The 18,585-nt window shown below is 76.4% G+C and carries 15 protein-coding genes and 1 riboswitch; of the genes, 11 read left to right on the top strand and 4 right to left on the bottom strand.

Features of this window, described 5'->3' with window-relative positions:
* Positions 1–360: 360 nt before the first annotated feature.
* From ACFFHC_RS09480 to cobI, 3 genes are read left to right on the top strand one after another with little or no spacing between them, the layout of a single operon-like run.
* On the top strand, positions 361–1,467 hold the full coding sequence (locus ACFFHC_RS09480) for a ferredoxin-like domain-containing protein (RefSeq protein WP_168168439.1): 1,107 nt from the start codon (positions 361–363) through the stop codon (positions 1,465–1,467).
* The gene (locus ACFFHC_RS09475) at positions 1,454–2,143 is read left to right on the top strand and encodes a precorrin-8X methylmutase (protein WP_070704766.1); all 690 of its coding nucleotides are present in this window, start codon (positions 1,454–1,456) and stop codon (positions 2,141–2,143) included. The genes ACFFHC_RS09480 and ACFFHC_RS09475 overlap by 14 nt, the downstream gene beginning before the upstream one ends.
* Positions 2,140–3,666 (top strand): precorrin-2 C(20)-methyltransferase, encoded by a 1,527-nt coding sequence (cobI, locus tag ACFFHC_RS09470; RefSeq protein WP_379804950.1) that lies wholly within the window; start codon positions 2,140–2,142, stop codon positions 3,664–3,666. Before ACFFHC_RS09475 ends, cobI begins: the two co-directional genes overlap by 4 nt.
* A gap of 30 nt (positions 3,667–3,696) precedes the next feature.
* Here the strand turns inward: cobI and cobM are convergent, their stop codons facing one another.
* Positions 3,697–4,446 (bottom strand): precorrin-4 C(11)-methyltransferase, encoded by a 750-nt coding sequence (gene cobM, locus ACFFHC_RS09465; RefSeq protein ID WP_379804947.1) that lies wholly within the window; start codon positions 4,444–4,446, stop codon positions 3,697–3,699.
* Positions 4,443–5,711, bottom strand: a complete 1,269-nt coding sequence (gene cbiE / locus ACFFHC_RS09460; RefSeq protein ID WP_379804944.1) for a precorrin-6y C5,15-methyltransferase (decarboxylating) subunit CbiE — start codon at positions 5,709–5,711, stop codon at positions 4,443–4,445. Before cbiE ends, cobM begins: the two co-directional genes overlap by 4 nt.
* Positions 5,712–5,775: 64 nt before the next feature.
* A riboswitch (cobalamin riboswitch) is annotated at positions 5,776–5,836 on the top strand.
* A 74-nt stretch (positions 5,837–5,910) separates the two neighbouring features.
* On the opposite strand from cbiE, the gene ACFFHC_RS09455 reads away from it, so the two are divergent.
* Genes ACFFHC_RS09455 through ACFFHC_RS09425 form a run of 7 tightly spaced genes read left to right on the top strand, consistent with a single transcriptional unit; the run spans position 5,911 to position 14,316 of the window.
* Positions 5,911–8,022 carry a VWA domain-containing protein gene (locus tag ACFFHC_RS09455; protein ID WP_379804941.1) on the top strand — a complete coding sequence of 704 codons (2,112 nt, stop codon included), beginning with the start codon at positions 5,911–5,913 and terminating at the stop codon, positions 8,020–8,022.
* Positions 8,022–8,636, top strand: coding sequence for a cob(I)yrinic acid a,c-diamide adenosyltransferase (gene cobO, locus ACFFHC_RS09450; RefSeq protein ID WP_141494851.1), 615 nt, complete (start codon positions 8,022–8,024; stop codon positions 8,634–8,636). Before ACFFHC_RS09455 ends, cobO begins: the two co-directional genes overlap by 1 nt.
* On the top strand, positions 8,633–11,071 hold the full coding sequence (cobBC, locus tag ACFFHC_RS09445) for a bifunctional hydrogenobyrinic acid a,c-diamide synthase/histidinol phosphate aminotransferase CobBC (protein WP_379804937.1): 2,439 nt from the start codon (positions 8,633–8,635) through the stop codon (positions 11,069–11,071). Before cobO ends, cobBC begins: the two co-directional genes overlap by 4 nt.
* Entirely contained in the window at positions 11,068–12,048 is a 981-nt protein-coding gene (cobA, locus tag ACFFHC_RS09440) for a uroporphyrinogen-III C-methyltransferase (RefSeq protein ID WP_379804933.1), read from the top strand. The genes cobBC and cobA overlap by 4 nt, the downstream gene beginning before the upstream one ends.
* Complete coding sequence (locus ACFFHC_RS09435) at positions 12,045–12,818, top strand: adenosylcobinamide-GDP ribazoletransferase (RefSeq protein ID WP_379804930.1); 774 nt, start codon at positions 12,045–12,047, stop codon at positions 12,816–12,818. The genes cobA and ACFFHC_RS09435 overlap by 4 nt, the downstream gene beginning before the upstream one ends.
* On the top strand, positions 12,815–13,351 hold the full coding sequence (locus ACFFHC_RS09430) for a bifunctional adenosylcobinamide kinase/adenosylcobinamide-phosphate guanylyltransferase (RefSeq protein WP_070705775.1): 537 nt from the start codon (positions 12,815–12,817) through the stop codon (positions 13,349–13,351). Before ACFFHC_RS09435 ends, ACFFHC_RS09430 begins: the two co-directional genes overlap by 4 nt.
* Complete coding sequence (locus ACFFHC_RS09425) at positions 13,348–14,316, top strand: cobalamin biosynthesis protein CobD/CbiB (RefSeq protein WP_101849748.1); 969 nt, start codon at positions 13,348–13,350, stop codon at positions 14,314–14,316. Before ACFFHC_RS09430 ends, ACFFHC_RS09425 begins: the two co-directional genes overlap by 4 nt.
* On the opposite strand, the gene ACFFHC_RS09420 is transcribed toward ACFFHC_RS09425, so the two are convergent.
* Both ACFFHC_RS09420 and rpsA read right to left on the bottom strand, forming a co-directional pair.
* Positions 14,270–15,037 carry a cobalt-precorrin-6A reductase gene (locus ACFFHC_RS09420; protein ID WP_379804926.1) on the bottom strand — a complete coding sequence of 256 codons (768 nt, stop codon included), beginning with the start codon at positions 15,035–15,037 and terminating at the stop codon, positions 14,270–14,272. The genes ACFFHC_RS09425 and ACFFHC_RS09420 overlap by 47 nt on opposite strands.
* Before the next feature lie 109 nt (positions 15,038–15,146).
* Positions 15,147–16,607: a 30S ribosomal protein S1 gene (rpsA, locus tag ACFFHC_RS09415; RefSeq protein WP_070705131.1), complete on the bottom strand. Its 1,461-nt coding sequence runs from the start codon at positions 16,605–16,607 to the stop codon at positions 15,147–15,149.
* A 281-nt stretch (positions 16,608–16,888) separates the two neighbouring features.
* Between rpsA and ACFFHC_RS09410 the strand changes: the two genes are divergently transcribed.
* A complete protein-coding gene (locus tag ACFFHC_RS09410; protein ID WP_379804922.1) occupies positions 16,889–18,583 on the top strand; it encodes a formate--tetrahydrofolate ligase in 1,695 nt (564 codons plus the stop codon).
* Positions 18,584–18,585 lie beyond the last annotated feature (2 nt).

Raw genomic sequence — 18,585 nt, 5'->3', positions numbered from 1 at the left:
ATATGGCTCGGGCCACGCTGGGCCGGCCGCAGCGTATCCCGGCGACCGGGAGGTCATCTGAGCGGTCAGTCAGAGGTTCAGAGGGGCACTGCCTCGGCGAGCACGCGCTCCTCCATGAGGGGATGGAGGGCGGGTTCGGGCACGAGGCCCACCGGACGCGCCAGAACGGCGGCGTGCCGGCGGAGCACGCGGTCCCCCTCGCTCGTGCCGTGGAATCGCAGGATGCGGGAGATCTCCGGCTGGCCCCGCCCGGTCTGGCGCGCGATCCCGGTCTGGGTCGTGCCTCCGGCCGAGGCAGCGCGGACCGGGGCCACGAACGCGGCCCGGGCAGCCCGAGCCGCCTCGTCTACAGTGCCGCGCGTGACCGCCCCCCACGCCCACGACGCCCCCGACCGGTGCCCGGGCGTGCTCCGCCCGCACCACGCCGCAGACGGGCCCCTGGTGCGGGTGCGCGTCACGGGAGGGCGCCTCCCGGCCACCTCCCTCGTGCACCTGGCCCGGCTCGCCGCCCAGCACGGCGCCCCCTTCCTGCAGCTCACCTCGCGTGGGTCGCTGCAGCTGCGCGGCCTGCCCGATGCGGTGCCCCCGGCCCTCGAGCGCGGGGTCCGGGAGCTCGGCCTGCTGCCCTCGGACGCCCACGAGCGCGCCCGCACCCTGGTGGCCGCCCCGGACCGCTCGCTCGACGGTCTCGTCGGGGCGGTGGACGCCGCCGTCCTGGCCGAGCCCGCCCTGGCCGAGCTGCCCGGACGGTGGCTCACCGTGCTGACCGATGCCGCCGGCACGCACCTGGACCTGCCCTTCGACGTCGCGTGGCGCCCCGACGCCGACGGCGCCACCCACGGCACGCTGCTGGCCGCCGGCCGTGCCCGCCCGTGCACGCGCAACGACCTGCCCGCCGCGGTGGCGGACCTCATGCTCCGCTTCCTGGCCCACCGTCCCAGCGCGGGCGCGTGGAACCTGCGCGACCTGCCCGAGGACTCCCCCGTCCTCGCCGGCTGGGGGCCCGCGCCCGGGGCGACCCTGCGACCCGCGCCGACGCCCACCCCAGGCCGCACCCCGGACGGCCGCGAACTCGTCGTCGCCGTCCCCCTCGGCCTGCTCACCCCCACCCAGGCCGAGGCCGTGGCCGCCGCCTGCACCGACCTCGTCGTCACCCCCACCCGCGCCCTCGTGCTGCGCGACGCCGCCCCCGGCAGCGAGCCGGCGCTGGCGGCCACCGGCCTGCTCACCACCCCCGAGGACGCCCTGGCCCGCACCACCGCCTGCATCGGCGCACCGCACTGCACGCGCACCGACGTGCCCACCCTCACCTGGGCCCGTGCAGCGGCGGGCACCGCCACCTCCGCCACCGGCCCGACGGTGCACGTGGTGGGATGTGCGCGCGCCTGCGGCCGTCCGCCCGGCGCCCGGGTGGTGCTGCCCACCTCCCCCGACGACGTCCTGGAGGCCCTCGATGACCGAGGCTGAGCCCCTCGCCCCGCCCCGCACCTACCCGTACGAGACCGACGGGCGGGCCATCTACCGCGAGTCCTTCGCCACCATCCGGCGCGAGACCGACCTGACCCACCTGCCCGAGGCGCTGCACCCCGTGGCGGTGCGGATGGTGCACGCGGCAGGCGACACCTCCCTGCCGGCGGTGGTGGCCGGGCACCCCGACGTGGTCGCCGCAGCCCGCGGCGCGCTGGAGGCCGGGGCGCCGATCCTCACCGACTCGCGGATGCTGGCCGCCGGCATCACCCCCGCTCGTCTGCCGGCGGACAACGCCGTGCGCTGCCTGCTGCGCGACGACCGCACCGCCGGCCTGGCCGAGGCGTGGGGCACCACCCGCTCGGCCGCCGCGGTGTCGCTGTGGGAGCCGGACCTGGAGGGGGCGGTGGTGGCCATCGGCAACGCACCCACGGCGCTGTTCCACCTGCTGGAGATGCTCCACGCCGGGGCCCCGCGGCCGGCGGCGATCGTCGGGATGCCGGTGGGATTCGTCGGTGCGGCGGAGTCCAAGGAGGCCCTGGCCGCCCACCGCCTGGACGACGCCGACCTGCCCGGCGGCCAGGTGCCGTGGCTCACCGTCCACGGTCGCCGGGGCGGGTCGGCCCTGGCCGCCTCGGCGCTCAACGCCCTGGCCACCGCGCAGGAGATCCTGTGATCGCCGGGACCCTGCACGTCGTCGGGGTGGGACCGGGCGACCCCGAGCTGGTCACGCGCAGGGCAGAGCGCCTCATCGCTGCCGCGCCGGTGGTGGCCTACCACCGCGCCCCGCGCCGACCCAGCACCGCGCGCGCCATCGCGGCCGGGTTCCTGGCCGAGGGCGTGACCGAGGAGGAGCTCGTCTACCCGGTCACCACCGGCCCGACCGAGGACTACCACCAGCGCCTGGCGGCCTTCTACGCCGAGTGCGCCGCCCGCCTGGGCGAGCACCTGCGCGCCGGGCGCGACGTGGTGCTGCTGGCCGAGGGCGACCCGCTCTTCTACGGCTCGCCCATGTACGTGCGCGACCTGCTCGGCGAGGAGTTCACCGTCGAGGTGGTGCCCGGGGTGACCTCCCCCTCGGCCGCCACCGCCGCCGTCGGCACCGGGCTGTGCCGCCACGAGGACGTGCTCACCGTGCTGCCGGGCACCCTGCCGGTGGCCGAACTGGCGCGTCGCCTGGCCGACACCGACGCCGCCGTGGTGATGAAGCTGGGCCGCACCTTCCCCACCGTCCGCGAGGCGCTGCGCCAGGCCGGGGTGCTGGACCGCGCCGTGTACGTGGAGCACGCCAGCCGCGGCACGCAGCGGGTGCTGCCCGTGGCCGAGGTGGACCCCGCCACGGTGCCGTACATGGCCCTGGTGGTGGTGCCCGGGCAGGACCGCCGGGCCGATGCCGCGGGACGCGCCGTGCCGCAGGCCGCACCGGCGGCGGGCGGAGGCGGCTCCCTGCACGTGGTGGGGCTGGGTCCGGGCGACGACGCCCTGCGCACCCCGCAGGCCGATGCCGTGCTCGCGGCGGCCACGCACGTCATCGGGTACGCGCCCTACCTGGCGCGCGTGCCGCAGCGCGACGGGCTGGTGCGCCTGCCCAGCGGCAACACCGTCGAGGTGGACCGCGGACGCCAGGCGCTGGAGCTGGCCGCCGCCGGGCACCACGTGGCCGTGGTCTCCGGGGGCGATGCCGGGGTGTTCGGCATGGCCGCAGCCGTCTTCGAGGCCCGCGAGGTGGCCGCCGGCGACGCCGACCCGGCCACCGCGGCCCTGGGCGCGGTGCCGGTCACGGTGGTGCCGGGCGTGACCGCGGCGCACGCCGCATCGGCCCTGGCGGGTGCCGCGCTGGGCGCCGACCACGCGCTCATCTCGCTCTCGGACCGACTCAAGCCCCTCGAGGTGGTGCTGGACCGCGTGCGCGCCTGCGCCCGCGCCGACCTGGCGATGGCCTTCTACAACCCGCGCTCCCGTTCGCGCCCGCACCAGCTGGGCGAGGTGGTCGCGGTGCTGCGCGAGGAGCTGCCCGGTGACCACGTGGTGGCCGTGGCCCGCCAGGTGAGCCGGGAGGGCGAGGCACTGGAGGTCACCGACCTGGCGTCCTTCGACCCGGAGGTGGTGGACATGGGCTGCCTGGTGCTCGTCGGTGCCCGCAGCACGCGGGTGACGGCCGACGACCGGGTGTGGACGCCGCGTTACGTGGAGGGCTGAGAGGCCGGCATCGCCGCGGGCCTCCCGGCCTCAGCCGCGGCGGCGGTCGCAGCTGTAGAGGTGCGACTCCACGAAGTCGGTGTCACCGGCCGCCAGCGCCGGCCCCACGAGGATGACCGCGGCCTGCCGCAGCCCGGCGGCCTCCACCTGGTCGGCGATGTCCGCGAGCGTCCCGCGCAGGATGAGCTCGTCGGGCTGGCTGACCAGCGAGCCCACGACCACCGGGCAGTCGGCCCCGTAGTGCTCGGTGAGCTCGGCGGCCAGCCGCCGGGTGTGCCGGATGGCCAGGTGCAGCACGAGCGTGGCCCCGGTGCGGGCGAAGTTCGCCAGCTCCTCGCCGGCCGGCATCCGCGTGGAGTCCTTCTGCGCGCGGGTGAGCACCACCGACTGCGCCACCTCCGGCACGGTGAGCTCGCGCCCCACCACCGCGGCGGCCGCCGCGTAGGCCGGCACGCCGGGGCAGACGTCCCAGGGCACCCCTGCGGCGTCGAGGCGGCGCGCCTGCTCGGCCAGTGCGCTGTACACCGACGGGTCGCCCGAGCAGAGCCGCGCCACGTCGTGCCCGGCCTCGTGCGCGGCGACCATCTCGGCGGTGATCTCGTCGAGCGTCATCGACTGCGTGTTCACCAGCCGCGCGCCCTGCGGGCAGTGGCCCAGCACCTCGTCGTCCAGGTAGGTGCCGGCGTACAGGCACACCGCCGAGCCCGCCAGCAGGCGGACGGCGCGCAGGGTGAGCAGGTCGGCGGCGCCGGGTCCGGCTCCGATGAAGTGGACGGTCACGACTCTCCTCGGGGGTCGGTGGGGTGGTCGGTGGTTCCCGTGCAGGCGCCCTCGCCGGTGACGAGGCTCCACGTGGTCACGGTGCGCGCGGGGGTCCAGCCGCGCAGGCGGCCCAGCGGCGCCAGGCGCTCGATGGCGGTGCGGCTCACCTCGCCGCCGTGGCGGGCCTGTGCGGCCAGCAGTACCTGCTCGGTCTCCACGGTGACGCCGTGCGCCACGAGCCGGCCGCCCGGGCGCAGGCCGGCCAGGGCGCCGTCGACGACCTCGGCGGTCACGCCGCCACCGCAGAACACGGCGTCGGGGGTGGGCAGGTCCGCATCGGCCACGGCGGCCGCGGTGGTGGTGCGCAGCACGGTGACGCGGTCGGCCACGCCCAGACGCGCCGCGGCCTGCTCGGCGGCCGCGGCGCGCCCCGCGTCGCGCTCCACGAGCACCGCGCGCGCCCCGCGGGCGGCCAGGGCCCACTCGATGCCGACCGACCCGGACCCCGCCCCGAGGTCCCACAGCACGCCGCCGGGCACCGGGCGCAGGCGCCCGAGAGCGGCGGCGCGCAGGTCGCGCTTGGTGATCATGCCGCCGTCGGTGAACAGCGCGTCCGGGCGACCGGGCGCCGGCCCGGTGCCCACGGTGGGGGCGCCGCGAGCCGGCAGCTCGACGCACAGGACGACGAGGTCCGGCGTGGGTGCGGGCTCCCAGGTGGCGGCGGTGCCCTCGCGGCGTCCCTCGCGCTCACCGCCGAGGTGCCACAGGGCCGTCAGCCGCGCCGACCCCCAGCCGGCCTCGCGGAGCAGCCCCGCGAGCGCCTCCGGCCCCCCGCCGTCGGAACAGAGCACCACGAGGCGGGCGCCGGGCGTCAGCGCGGGCAGCAGCCGCCGCGGGTCGCGGCCCACCACGGTGACCACCTCGACGGACTCCGCCGCCCACCCCATCCGGGCGCGGGCCAGGGTGTCGGAGGACAGCGCCGGGTGGATGCGCACCGCCCCGGGCCCGAACTCCTCGAGCAGCGTGGTGCCGATGCCGGAGCGCAGCGGGTCCCCGGAGGCCAGGACCACCGTCAGGCCGTCGCGGCCGGCACCCGGGAAGAGGCCGGGCAGCCCGGCGCGCAGCGGGGAGGGCCAGGTGAGGCGCTCCTGCCCGGGGCGCGGCTCCAGCATCGCCAGGTGGCGCGCTCCCCCGACCACGCGCGGCGCGGCCTCCACGAGGGCGGCGACGGCCGGCGACCAGCCCGCGGGGCCGTCCTCGCCCACTCCCACCACCTCGATCATGGCGGTCACCCTATGTGGTCGCACGCGGCGAGCCGTCTGCGATCATGTCGCCCGTCGCGTGCGAGGAATCCGGTGAGAGTCCGGAACGGTCCCGCCACTGTGAGCCCTCTCGGGCGAGTCAGGACGTCGCCCGCGGCCGCCGGTGCGTCCGCGCCGGTGCCCCGATGCCGGCACGCGCGGTCACGTGCCAGGAGGACCCATGAGTCGTTACCCGTTCACGGCCGTCGTCGGCGCCGACGACCTGTCGCTCGCCCTGGTGCTCAGCTGCATCGCCCCTGAGGTGGGAGGCGTGCTGGTGCGCGGCGAGAAGGGCACCGCCAAGTCCACCATCGTGCGCGGCCTGGTGGAGGTGCTGCCGCCGGTGGACGTGGTGGAGGACTGCCGCTTCGCGTGCGACCCTGCCGTCCCGGCCGCCGACTGCCCGGACGGTCCGCACGAGGACGCGGCCGCCACCTCCCGCCCGACGCGTCTGGTGGAGCTGCCCGTGGGCGCCGGGGAGGACCGCGTGGCCGGAGCGCTCGACCTGGCCGAGGCGCTCGGCGCCGGCCGTGCCGCGTTCCGCCCCGGCCTGCTGGCCCAGGCGCACCGCGGGCTGCTCTACGTGGACGAGGTGAACCTGCTGCACGACCACCTCGTGGACCTGCTGCTGGACGCCTCGGCGATGGGGGCCAACACCGTGGAGCGCGACGGCATCTCCCTGACGCACCCGGCGCGGTTCGTGCTCGTCGGGACGATGAACCCCGAGGAGGGCGAGCTGCGCCCGCAGCTGCTCGACCGGTTCGGGCTGTCGGTGGACGTGGCGGCCTCCCGCGAGCCCGGCGTGCGCGCCGAGGTGGTGCAGCGCCGGCTGGCCTTCGACGCCGACCCCGCCGGCTTCCGCGCACGGTTCGCCGCCGCCCAGGAGGAGCTCGCCGCGCGGATCCGCAGCGCGCGGGCGGCGCTGGGCGAGGTGGTGCTCGACGCCCGCACGCTGCGCACCATCGCGCGGGTGTGCGCCGGCTTCGACGTGGACGGCATGCGCGCCGACATCGTCATCGCCCGGGCCGCGGCCGCGCACGCCGTGTGGCAGGGGCGCACCACGGTGGAGCGCGAGGACGTGCGGGCCGCCGCGCGCTTCGCCCTGGCCCACCGGCGGCGCCGCGGTCCGTTCGACCCGCCCGGTCTCGACGAGGAGCTGCTCGACCGGCTGCTCGACGAGGAGGACCCCGAGCCGCCCACGGACGGTCCCGACGAGGGTCCCGAGGGACCCGGCGACGACGGCACGCCGGATGGCGACGGTCCCCAGGAGGGCGGGGACCAGCCCGATGCGGGCGAGCCCGCCGCGGACGACCGTTGCGAGCGCCCCACGCCGCCCGAGCCGCAGTCGGGCCCGCAGACGGGCACCGACTCTTCCGACTCCCCCGGCGGTGAGACGGCCGAGGCCGACGACGCACCCCGCGCCGACGACACCACCGGCCCCGCCCGCATCGGGCTGGCGGCCGCCGACGCGCCCTACCGGACCCGCCGGTTCGAGATCCGCGGCCTGGGCCACGGGGCCGCCGGGCGCCGCAGCCAGGCCGAGACCACCCACGGCCGGCGGGTGGGCACCGAGCCCACCGGCCGCGGCCCGGTGCACCTGCCGGCCACCGTCCGCGCCGCGGCCACACGGCGGGCGGGCGCGACGGCATCGCACGGGGCCAGCGAGCCCACCGGCCGCCTGCGCGTGCTGCCCGACGACCTGCGGCACGCCCGCCTGCGCGGCCGGGAGTCCAACCTCGTGCTCTTCGCGGTGGACACCTCCGGCTCCATGGCCGCCCGGAAGCGCATGGCCGCGGTGAAGACCGCCGTGCTCAGCCTGCTCGTGGACGCCTACGAACGCCGCGACAAGGTGGGCCTGGTGACCTTCTCCGGCGAGGACGCCCGCCTCGTGCTGCCGCCCACCTCCTCGGTGGACCTGGCCGCCGCCCGCCTGGCCGAGGTGCCCCACGGCGGCCGCACCCCGCTGGCCGAGGGCCTGACCACCACCGCCACCACGCTGCGCTCCGAGGCCGTGCGCGACCCGCGCCGTCGCGCCCTGGTGGTCCTGGTGACCGACGGCCGCGCCACCAGTGGCCAGAACGCCTTGGAGCGCGCCCGCGCCATCGCCGACGCGTGGCACGCCACCGCGCCGGAGACCGTGGTGGTGGACTGCGAGGCCGGGCGCTTCCGCATGCACCTGGCCGCCGACCTCGCCCACCGCATGGGCGCCACGCACGTACCGCTGGAGAGCGTCTCCGCCCACGGCCTGCTCGAGGCCGTGGCCGCCCACCGACCCGCAGGGAGGGCCGCCTGATGCCGAAGGGCCAGACCCCCGTCACACCCCAGGACGGCCGCACCACCAACCAGCGCCGCCACCAGCCGGTGGTGGTGCTCAACCACGGCCAGGGCAAGGGCAAGTCCACCGCCGCGTTCGGCCTCGCGCTGCGCGGGTGGAGCCAGGGCTGGTCCATCGGCGTGTTCCAGTTCGTGAAGTCCGCCAAGTGGCGCATCGGCGAGCAGCAGGCCCTCGAGGCGCTCGGCGAGCTGCACGCCACCACCGGTCAGGGCGGCCCGGTGGAGTGGCACAAGATGGGCTCGGGCTGGTCGTGGTCGCGCACCCGCGGGTCCGAGGAGGACCACGCCGCCGACGCCCTGGAGGGCTGGCGCGAGGTCCAGCGTCGGCTGGCCGCCGAGACCCACCGCCTCTACGTGCTCGACGAATTCACCTACCCCATCACGTGGGGCTGGGTGGACGGCGAGGAGGTGGCCGCGACCCTCGCGGCGCGCCCCGGCACCCAGCACGTCGTCATCACCGGGCGCGACCCGCACCCGGCCCTGCTCGAGGTGGCCGACATCAGCACCGAGATGACCAAGGTGAAGCACCCCTTCGACCGCGGGCAGCGCGGACAGCGCGGCATCGAGTGGTGAACCTCCCCCGCCTCGTGGTGGCGGCCCCCGCCTCGTGGCACGGCAAGACCACCGTGGCCACCGGGCTCATGGCCGCCCTGACCGCCCGCGGGCTCGCCGTCGCGCCGGCCAAGGTGGGGCCGGACTTCGTGGACCCCACCTTCCACGCCGTGGCCACCGGCCGCCCCGGGCGGAATCTCGACCCGTGGCTGCAGGGCGAGGACCACGTGGCCTCCGTGCTCGCCCGCTCGGCCGCGCTGCCCACCGCTGCGGACGTCGCCGTCGTCGAGGGCGTCATGGGCCTGTTCGACGGGCGCCTGGGCACCGACGGGTGGGCCTCCACCGCGCACGTCTCCCAGCTGGTGGGCGCACCGGTGCTGCTCGTGGTCGACGCCTCCTCGGCCTCGCGGACCGTCGGTGCCGTCGTGCACGGGCTGGCCACCCTCGATGCGGGGGTGCGCGTGGGCGGGGTGGTGCTCAACCGCCTCGGGTCGCCGCGGCACGCCGCCGAGGTGCGCCGCGCCGTGGAACAGGTGGGCGTCCCCGTGCTGGGGGTGCTGCCCCGCGACGCCGAGCTGGCCTCCCCCGCCCGCCACCTGGGCCTGGTACCCGCCGGGGAGCGCGAGGACGCACAGGCTGCCGTGGAGCGGATCGGCGTGGTGGTGGCCGAGCACGTGGACCTCGACGCGGTGCTCGACCTGGCCCGCACCGCCGGGCCCCTGGAGGCGGCGCCCTGGGAGCCACCGGTGCGCGCGACGGACGGGGGCGAGGGGCCCGATGACGGCGTGCGACCGGTCGTGGCCGTGGCCGCCGGGCCCGTGAGCGGCTTCTGCTACCCCGAGACGCTCGAGCTGCTGCGCGCCCGCGGCCTGGAGCCGGTCCCCTTCGACCCGCTCGTGGACACCGCCCTGCCGCCGGGGACGCGGGGACTGCTGCTGCCCGGGGGCTACCCGGAGGTGCACGCCGAGGCGCTGGCCGCCCGCCGCCCGGGCCTGGAGGCGCTCGCCGCCGCGGTGCGCGCCGGCGTGCCCACCTGGGCCGAGGGCGGTGGCACGCTGCTGCTCCTGGAGCAGCTCGAGGGCCACCCGATGGCCGGCGTGCTCCCGGGCGCGGCGCACCTGGGGGCGCGCTCGGTGCTCGGCTACCGCGAGGCCATCGCGCCGGCCGACACGCTGCTCGCCCCGGCCGGCGGCGTGGTGCGCGGCCACGAGATCCACCGCACCCGCATCGAGGGGGAGGCCCAGTCCCCGGCGTGGCGGTGGGACGGGGCGGCCGACGGCTTCTCCGCCGACCCGGCCGGCACCGGGCACCCCACCCTGCACGCGTCCTTCCTGCACACCCACCCAGTGGGCCACCCCGGGCTCGGCGTGGCCTTCGCCCAGGCGGTGCACGCCGCCGCGCCGTCACCGGGCGCAGCGCACCACGGCGACGCCGAGCTGGCCGCGGGCCTGGAGGACTTCGCGGTGAACGTCCGCGTGCCCCGGCCCGCCGCCGAGCTGCTGCCGGTGCTGCAGGCCGCCCTGGCCGACGCCGCCGGCTACCCCGACCCCCGGCCCGCGCAGGAGGCGCTCGCCGGCCTCCACGGCCTCGACCCGGCACAGGTGCTGCCCACCAACGGCGCCGCGGAGGCGTTCACCCTCGTCGCGCGGGCCCTGACGCCGACCGACCCCGTGGTGGTGCACCCGCAGTTCACCGAGCCCGACGAGGCCCTGCGCCGCGCCGGACGCCCCGCCCGCGCCGTCGTGCTGCCGGTCGACGCCGCCACCCCCTTCGATGCCGGGCTGCTCACCGCCGCAGGCCCCGCCGACCTCGTGGTCGTCGGCAACCCGACCAACCCGACCGGCCGGCTCCACCGGGGCGAGGAGTTCCTCGCGCTCGCCGGGGAGGACCGGGTGCTCGTGGTGGACGAGGCGTTCATGGACCTCGTGCCCGGCGAGGCCGAGTCCCTCCTGGCCCCTGCGCACCGCGACCACCTGTCCGGCGTGCTCGTGGTCCGCTCGCTCACCAAGACCTGGGGCATCGCCGGGGTGCGCGCCGGGTACGTCGCCGGCGACCCGAGGCTGGTCGCCCGACTGGCCGACCAGCAACCCCACTGGTCGGTCAACGCCCTCGCGCTGGCCGCCCTGGAGCACACCGCCTCCCCCGCCGCGCAGCAGCAGGTCGCCGGGTGGGCCACCGAGATCGCCGCCCACCGGGACCACCTCGTCACCGGTCTGCGCGCCCTGGGCCTGGATCCCCTGCCGTCGGTGGCGCCCTTCGTCACGGTGCGCGTCGGCGTGGGTGTCCACGCCGGTCTGCGCGCCGCCGGGTTCGCCGTCCGCCGCTGCGACACCTTCCCCGGCCTCGGCGCCGCGTGGGTCCGCCTCGCCGTCCGCCCGCCGGAGGCCACCGACCGGCTGCTGGCGGCCCTGTCCACCGTCCTGACCACCCCCCGCCCCGAGGGAGGCCCCCGATGACCCGCGTGCTCGTGCACGGCCACGGCCCCGAGCTGCCCGGCCTGCTCGCCCGCCTCACCGAGCAGGGGCACGCCGTGCACGTGCCCGAGGCGCAGCGCACGCCCCAGCTCGACGACCTCGTGGCGCGCGGGTGGGCCACCTACGTGCCGGACCCCGACCCGTGGTCCTTCGATGCCGTGCACCGCGCCGGCGGGGAGGTGGCGGACGGGGCGCCCGCATCGCGTGAGCCCGCGGAGGGCGTGCCCACGCCCGGACGCGTCCTGCTCGTCGGCGGCGGCCCCGGCGACCCCGGCCTGCTCACCACCCGGGGCCTGGAGGCCGTGCGCACGGCCGACGTCCTGGTCTGCGACCGGCTGGCGCCGCTCTCGGTCCTCGACCAGGCCCGCCCCGACGCCCGCGTGGTGCACGTGGGCAAGATCCCGCGCGGGGAGTCCACGAGCCAGGAGGCGATCAACGCCGTCCTCGTGGAGCACGCGCTGGCCGGTCGCACGGTGGTGCGCCTCAAGGGCGGCGACGGCTTCCTCTTCGGCCGCGGCGGCGAGGAGTGGCTCGCCTGCGCCGCGGCCGGTGTCCCGGTGGAGGTCGTGCCCGGTGTGAGCTCGGCCCTGGCCGTCCCTGCCCTGGCCGACGTGCCGGTCACCCACCGCGGCACCTCGCAGGGCGTCGCGGTCGTCTCCGGCCACGTGCCCCCCGGCGACCCGCGCAGCCAGGTGGACTGGGCCGCTCTGGCCACCAGCGGCCTCACCCTCGTGGTGCTCATGGGCCTGCAGAACCTGCCCCACATCGCCCCCGCCCTGCGCGACGCCGGGATGCCCGCCGACACCCCGGTCGCGATGGTGGAGAACGGCTCCACGCCCGCCCAGCGCACCGTCCGAGCACAGCTGGCCACCGCGGCCGAGCGTGCGCGGGCCGAGCAGTTGCACGCCCCGGTGGCCGTCGTCATCGGGCCCGTCGTCGACGCCCTGGCGGTCCCGTGAGCACGGCCGCACGCGGCCTGCGGCTGTCCGTCGGCACCCTGACCCGCGTGCCGGTGGGCGAGGTCGGCACCCCCACACGCGCCGAGGGCGGCTGGTCGATGGTGCTCGCCCCGGTGGCCGCCCTCCCGCTGGCCGTCGGCGCGGGACTGGTCACCGCCGCCGGCCACGCCCTGGGCCTCGCGCCGCTGGTGGTGGGCCTGTTGGTCGTCGCCCTGCTCGCCTGGGGCACGCGCGGCATGCACCTGGACGGCCTCGCCGACACCGTCGACGGCCTCGGCGGCGGCTGGGACCGCGACCGCGCCCTGGCCATCATGCGATCCGGCGACGTCGGCCCGATGGGGACGGCCGCCCTCGTGCTCGTACTCGCCCTGCAGGCGGCCGCCGCCGGGGGCCTGGGGGCCGAGGAGGTCGCCGGCGCGGTCGCGTTCTCCCGTGCGGCCTGCACCGTGCTGGCCTTCCGCACGTTCCCGGCAGCCCGGCCCGGCGGGCTCGGGGCCCTCGTGGCCGGCACCGTCGGCATCGCCGCCCTGGTCGGCGTGCTCACCGCCGCCACCGTCGCCCTCGGCGTCATGCTCCTGCTCACCGGCTGGGGCGATGCGGCAGCCCTGGCCGCGCCCGCCTGCACCGCGGCTCTCGTCGTCGCCTCCCTCGCCGTCGCGCAGGGTGCCTGGCGGGCCGTCGGCGGCGTGACCGGAGACCACTTCGGCGCCGCCGTCGAGCTCTCCCTGGCCACCGTGCTCGTCGTGCTCTCGGCGGGGGCGTGGGCATGAGGACGCTCGTGACCGGCGGCATCCGCTCGGGCAAGTCCGCCCGCGCCGAGCAGCTCCTGGCCCACCTTCCCGCCACCTACCTGGCCACCGGCCCGGTCACCGAGGACGACCCCGCGTGGGCCGAGCGCGTCCGCCACCACCGGGAGCGCCGTCCGAGCACCTGGACCACGGTCGAGTCCACCGACGTGCCAGCGGTCCTCGCCGACGCCACCGGGCCGGTGCTCCTCGACGAGCTGGGCACCTGGGTCTCCCACCACCTCGGCGAGGTCGGGGCCTGGGGCGACGAGGCCGGCACCACCTGGCGCGCGGCGTGGACCGACCGCGTGGACGCCCTGCTGACCGCCGTCGCCGGCTTCGACCACGAGCTCGTCGTCGTGAGCGGCGAGGTCGGCTTCTCCCTGGTCTCGGAGTACGCCTCGGGCCGGTTGTTCGCCGACGAGCTGGGGCGCCTCAACCAGGCCGTGGCCGCCCGGTGCCACCGGGTCGAGCTCGTCGTGGCCGGCTGCCCCCTCACCGTCAAGGACGCCCGATGACGCGCACCCCCGGCATCGACCCCACCGCCACCGGCGTGGTGGCCGGCTACCTCCTCGACCGCGCCCTGGGCGACCCGCGCCGCCACCACCCGGTGGCGTGGTTCGGCACCTGGGCCGGGTGGCTCGAGCAGCGCCTCCACGCCCCCACGCGCACCCGCGGCGCCCTCCACCTCGTGCTGGCCACCGCCCCCTGGGTGGGCGGCGCCGCCCTCGCCGCCCGGGGCGGCCCGCTGCGCCGCACCGCGGTCACCGCCGTGGTCACCTGGGCCGCCCTCGGCGGGCGCTCCCTGGAACGGGAGGCCACCGCCGTGGCCGACCTCCTGGCCGCCGGTGACCTGCCCGGGGCGCGCCACCGCATTCGCTCGTTGGTGGGCCGCGACACCGCCGCCGCCGGTCCGGACGACCTCGCCCGCGCCGTGGTGGAGTCGCTGGCGGAGAACCAGTCCGATGCCGTGGCCGCCACCCTGGTCTGGGGCCTGCTCGCCGGCGCCCCCGGTGTGGTGCTGCACCGCTGCTGCAACACCCTCGACGCGATGGTGGGTCACCGCAGCCCGCGGTACGCCCGGTTCGGCACCCCCGCCGCGCGCACCGACGACCTGCTCAACCTCCTGCCGGCCCGGGCCTCCGTGGCAGCCACCGCCGCCCTCGCCGGACCCCGGGCCGGACGGGTCCTGGCCACCGTGCGCCGCGACGCCCCGGCCCACCCGAGCCCCAACGCCGGCCCCGTGGAGGCCGCCCTGGCCGCCCTGCTCGGGGTGCGCCTCGGCGGAAGCAACACCTACGCCGGTGTCACCGAGGACCGCGGCACCCTCGGGGACGGCCACCCCGTGGGCCCCGCCGACATCCCGCGCGCCGTGACGGCGACCCGCCGCATCGGGCAGGTGGTGCTCGTGGGGTCCGTCGGGGCCCGGCTGGGTCTCAGGGCCGCCCGCGCAGCCAGCGCAGCACGTCCTCGGCGCGGCTGAGCTCCGGCATCCCGGACGGCGAGGCCGGCCGGGAGCGCACCACCACCGGCACCCCCAGCCGGTGCGCGGCCTCGAGCTTGGCGGCGGTGTAGGCGCCCCCGGAGTCCTTGGTCACCAGCACGTCAACCCGGTGCTCGGCCAGCAGCCGCTCCTCGGCCTCCACGGTGAACGGACCCCGGTCCAGCACCACCGTCCACCGGGCCGGTACGTCCCCGGGGGCCAGCGGCTCCACCACACGCACCAGCACGTCCCGGTCCTCCCAGTGCGTGAAGTGCCCCAGCGTCTGCCGCCCACTGGTGAGGAAGGGCCGCTCCCCCAGCGCCGCGGCGGCCTCGGCCACTGCGGACCAGTCGTCGGCCCAGGTCCACGTGGCCGCCAGCGGGTGCTCCCGCCACCCGGGCCGCGCCAGGCGCACCACCGGCACGCCGGCCCGCTCGGCCGCCTGCACCGCGTGGGTGCGCATGCCCACCGCAAAGGGGTGCGTCGCGTCCACGAGGTGGGTGTGCCGGCCCGCGCGGAGGGCGTCCACGAGCCCGTCCACGCCCGCGAACCCGCCGATGCGGACCTCCCCGACCGGCAGCCGCGGACGCGACACCCGGCCGGCCAACGAGGAGGTCACCGGCACCCCGGCGTCCACGAGCAGCGCGGCCAGCTCCCGCGCCTCGGCCGTGCCACCCAGCAGCAGCACCCGGGTCTCCCCCGCCGTCTGCACGTCGTCCACCTGCACGTCCTTCCTGTCTGCTGTCCACCCCGCCCACGCGGACGGCCCCGCCCACCACAGGGGTGGACGGGGCCGTCAGAGCGCTTCCGCGGCCGGGCCGCGGACCGACTCAGTTGCCGGTGAGCTTCTCGCGCAGCGCGGCCAGGGCCTCGTCGGAGGCCAGGGTGCCCTCACCCATGCCGGACTCCACGGAGTCCTCGGACGGGCCACCCGAGCTGTACGAGGTGGCAGCGGCCGGGGCCGCGGCGGCCTCGGCGTCCTCCTGCGCAGCCTTCTCGATCTGGGCGCGGTGGGCCTCCCAGCGGGCGTGGGCCTCGGCGTACTCCTTCTCCCAGGCCTCGCGCTGGGCCTCGTAGCCCTCGAGCCACTCGTTGGTCTCCGGGTCGAAGCCCTCGGGGTACTTGTAGTTGCCCTGCTCGTCGTACTCGGCGGCCATGCCGTAGAGGGTCGGGTCGAACTCCTCGATCTCGGAACCCACCTGGTTGGCCTGCTTCAGCGAGAGGCTGATGCGACGACGCTCCAGGTCGATGTCGATGACGCGGACGAAGACCTCCTGGCCCACCTGCACGGCCTGCTCCGGCAGCTCCACGTGGCGCTCGGCCAGCTCGGAGATGTGCACCAGGCCCTCGATGCCGTCCTCGACGCGCACGAACGCACCGAAGGGCACCAGCTTGGTGACCTTGCCCGGCACGATCTGGCCGATGGCGTGGGTGCGAGCGAACAGCTGCCACGGGTCCTCCTGGGTCGCCTTCAGCGACAGGGAGACGCGCTCACGGTCCATGTCGACGTCCAGGACCTCGACGGTGACCTCCTGGCCCACCTCGACGACCTCACCCGGGTGGTCGATGTGCTTCCAGGACAGCTCGGAGACGTGCACCAGGCCGTCGACGCCACCCAGGTCCACGAAGGCACCGAAGTTGACGATGGACGACACGACACCCGGGCGGACCTGACCGCGCTGCAGCTCCTTGAGGAAGGAGGTGCGCACCTCGGACTGGGTCTGCTCGAGCCAGGCGCGGCGGGACAGCACCACGTTGTTGCGGTTCTTGTCCAGCTCGATGATCTTGGCCTCGATCTCCTGGCCCACGTAGGGCTGCAGGTCGCGGACGCGACGCATCTCCACGAGGGAGGCCGGGAGGAAGCCGCGCAGGCCGATGTCGACGATGAGGCCACCCTTGACGACCTCGATGACGGAACCGGTGACGACGCCGTCGTCCTCCTTGATCTGCTCGATCGTGCCCCAGGCGCGCTCGTACTGGGCGCGCTTCTTGGACAGGATCAGACGACCCTCCTTGTCCTCCTTCTGGAGGACCAGGGCCTCGACGGTGTCGCCGACCTCGACGACCTCGTCGGGGTCGATGTCGTGCTTGATCGACAGCTCACGGGAGGGGATGACGCCCTCGGTCTTGTAGCCGATGTCGAGCAGCACCTCGTCGCGGTCGACCTTGACGATCTGCCCCTCGACGATGTCGCCATCGTCGAAGTTCTTCATCGTCGCGTCGATGGCGGCGAGCAGCTCCTCCTGCGAAGCGAAGTCGGCGGCAGGAGCAGCGGTGGGGGTGGAAGTCATTGAGTGGGAACTCCGATGGACAGTTGGGATGGGGCCCCGGGCGCGTGGCCCCCGCACTCGGGAGTGGCACGCAGGTGTGCTCGGGGTCCGGATGGACAGGTACTCGAGTCGTCCCTCCCCGCTGGACGCACTCCGGTGCCCCTCGTCGGGACAGGTCGCAGAGCGTGCACGGGTCGGACCCGGTGATCCTACCGTCACCCTCCGCGCTGCCCAAACCGGGCCGATGACGGGTGCGCACGACCCCCTGCCGCCACGAGTCGGGCTGGGGCAGGATGACCGGCATGACACCGCTGCCGTCTGACATCGAGATCGCCCGCGCCGCCCAGCTGCGCCCCCTGCCCGAGGTGGGCGCCGACATGGGCCTGCCCGAGGACCTGCTGGAGCCCTACGGCCGCCACGTGGCCAAGGTGGACCTGGCCGCCGTGGATCGCTTGGCTGACCGCCCTCGTGCCCGCTACGTGGTGGTCACCGCCGTGACGCCCACCCCCTTCGGCGAGGGCAAGACCACCACCGCCGTCGGCCTGGCCCAGGGCATGGCCAAGGAGGGCCACTCCCCCGTGCTCGCGCTGCGCCAGCCGTCGCTCGGCCCGGTGTTCGGCATCAAGGGCGGGGCGGCCGGGGGCGGCTACTCGCAGGTGGTGCCCATGGAGGTGCTCAACCTGCACCTCACCGGCGACTTCCACGCCGTCACCGCCGCACACGACCTGCTGGCCGCCATGGTGAGCAACCACCTGCACCACGGCAACGAGTTGGGCCTGCACACCATCGACTGGCGCCGGGTGATGGACGTCAACGACCGCTCGCTGCGCGCCGTCATCGAGGGCAACGGCGGCCCGGCCGACGGCGTGACCCGCCAGTCCGGCTTCGACATCACCGCCGCCAGCGAGGTCATGGTGATCCTCGCCCTGGCCACCTCGCTGGCCGACCTGCGCGAGCGCCTCGGACGCATCGTGGTGGGCTGGACGAAGGCCGGCGAGCCGGTGACCGCCGAGGACCTCAAGGCCGCCGGCGCGATGGCCGTGCTGCTCAAGGACGCGCTGAAGCCCAACCTGCTGCAGACCCTGGAGGGCACGCCGGTGCTCATCCACACCGGCCCCTTCGGCAACATCGCCACCGGCAACTCCTCGGTGGTGGCCGACCAGGTGGGCTCGCGGACCGGCGACTACCTCATCACCGAGGCCGGGTTCGCCGCCGACATGGGCGCCGAGCGCTTCTTCAACGTCAAGTGCCGCGCCACGGGGCTCACCCCGGACGCCGCGGTCGTGGTGGTCACGGTCCGCGCGCTCAAGGCGCACTCCGACCGCTTCGAGGTGAAGGTGGGCAAGGAGCTGCCGCCGGAGATGCTCACCGAGGGCCCGGCGGACGTGGAGGCCGGCGCGGGCAACCTGCGCAAGCACATCGAGATCATCCAGAACTTCGGCGTGCAGCCGGTGGTGGCCATCAACGCCTTCCCCACCGACCACGAGAGCGAGCACGAGGTGATCCGCCGCGTCGCCACCGAGGCCGGGGCGCGCGTGGCCGTCTCCACCCACGTGGCCGACGGTGGCGAGGGCGCCCGCGAGCTGGCCCGCGCCGTGGCCGAGGCCTGCGAGGACGAGGTGACCTTCACCCCCACCTACGAGCTCACCGACTCCCTGGAGACCAAGCTCGAGAAGATCGCCACCAGCGTCTACGGCGCCGACGGCGTGGACATCGCCCCGGCCGCCGCCAAGGCGTTGGCGCGCTACACCGAGCGCGGCTACGGCGACCTGCCGGTGCTCATCGCCAAGACGCAGATGTCGCTGAGCCACGACCCCACGCTCAAGGGTGTGCCCACCGGCTGGCGCCTGCCCATCCGCGAGGTGCGCCTGGCCGCCGGCGCCGGCTACGTCTACGCGCTGGCCGGGTCGATCATGACGATGCCGGGGCTCTCCAAGCACCCTGCCGCCGAGCGCATCGACCTCGACGCCGAGGGGAACGTGGTCGGCCTCTTCTGAGC

It is taken from the genome of Kytococcus schroeteri (genome assembly GCF_042433515.1).
In the GTDB taxonomy this organism is placed as follows: Bacteria; Actinomycetota; Actinomycetes; order Actinomycetales; family Dermatophilaceae; genus Kytococcus; species Kytococcus schroeteri.
The sequence above is the reverse complement of the archived record's forward strand: the minus strand, read 5'-3'. Positions and strand labels throughout refer to the sequence as shown.

Coding starts and splice junctions, on each gene's coding strand:
- ACFFHC_RS09475 (WP_070704766.1), top strand. CDS start 1,454: ATGACCGAGGCTGAGCCCCTCGCCCCGCCCCGCACCTACCCGTACGAG.
- ACFFHC_RS09455 (WP_379804941.1), top strand. CDS start 5,911: ATGAGTCGTTACCCGTTCACGGCCGTCGTCGGCGCCGACGACCTGTCG.
- ACFFHC_RS09410 (WP_379804922.1), top strand. CDS start 16,889: ATGACACCGCTGCCGTCTGACATCGAGATCGCCCGCGCCGCCCAGCTG.
- ACFFHC_RS09430 (WP_070705775.1), top strand. CDS start 12,815: ATGAGGACGCTCGTGACCGGCGGCATCCGCTCGGGCAAGTCCGCCCGC.
- cbiE (WP_379804944.1), bottom strand. CDS start 5,711: ATGATCGAGGTGGTGGGAGTGGGCGAGGACGGCCCCGCGGGCTGGTCG.
- cobO (WP_141494851.1), top strand. CDS start 8,022: ATGCCGAAGGGCCAGACCCCCGTCACACCCCAGGACGGCCGCACCACC.
- rpsA (WP_070705131.1), bottom strand. CDS start 16,607: ATGACTTCCACCCCCACCGCTGCTCCTGCCGCCGACTTCGCTTCGCAG.
- cobA (WP_379804933.1), top strand. CDS start 11,068: ATGACCCGCGTGCTCGTGCACGGCCACGGCCCCGAGCTGCCCGGCCTG.
- ACFFHC_RS09425 (WP_101849748.1), top strand. CDS start 13,348: ATGACGCGCACCCCCGGCATCGACCCCACCGCCACCGGCGTGGTGGCC.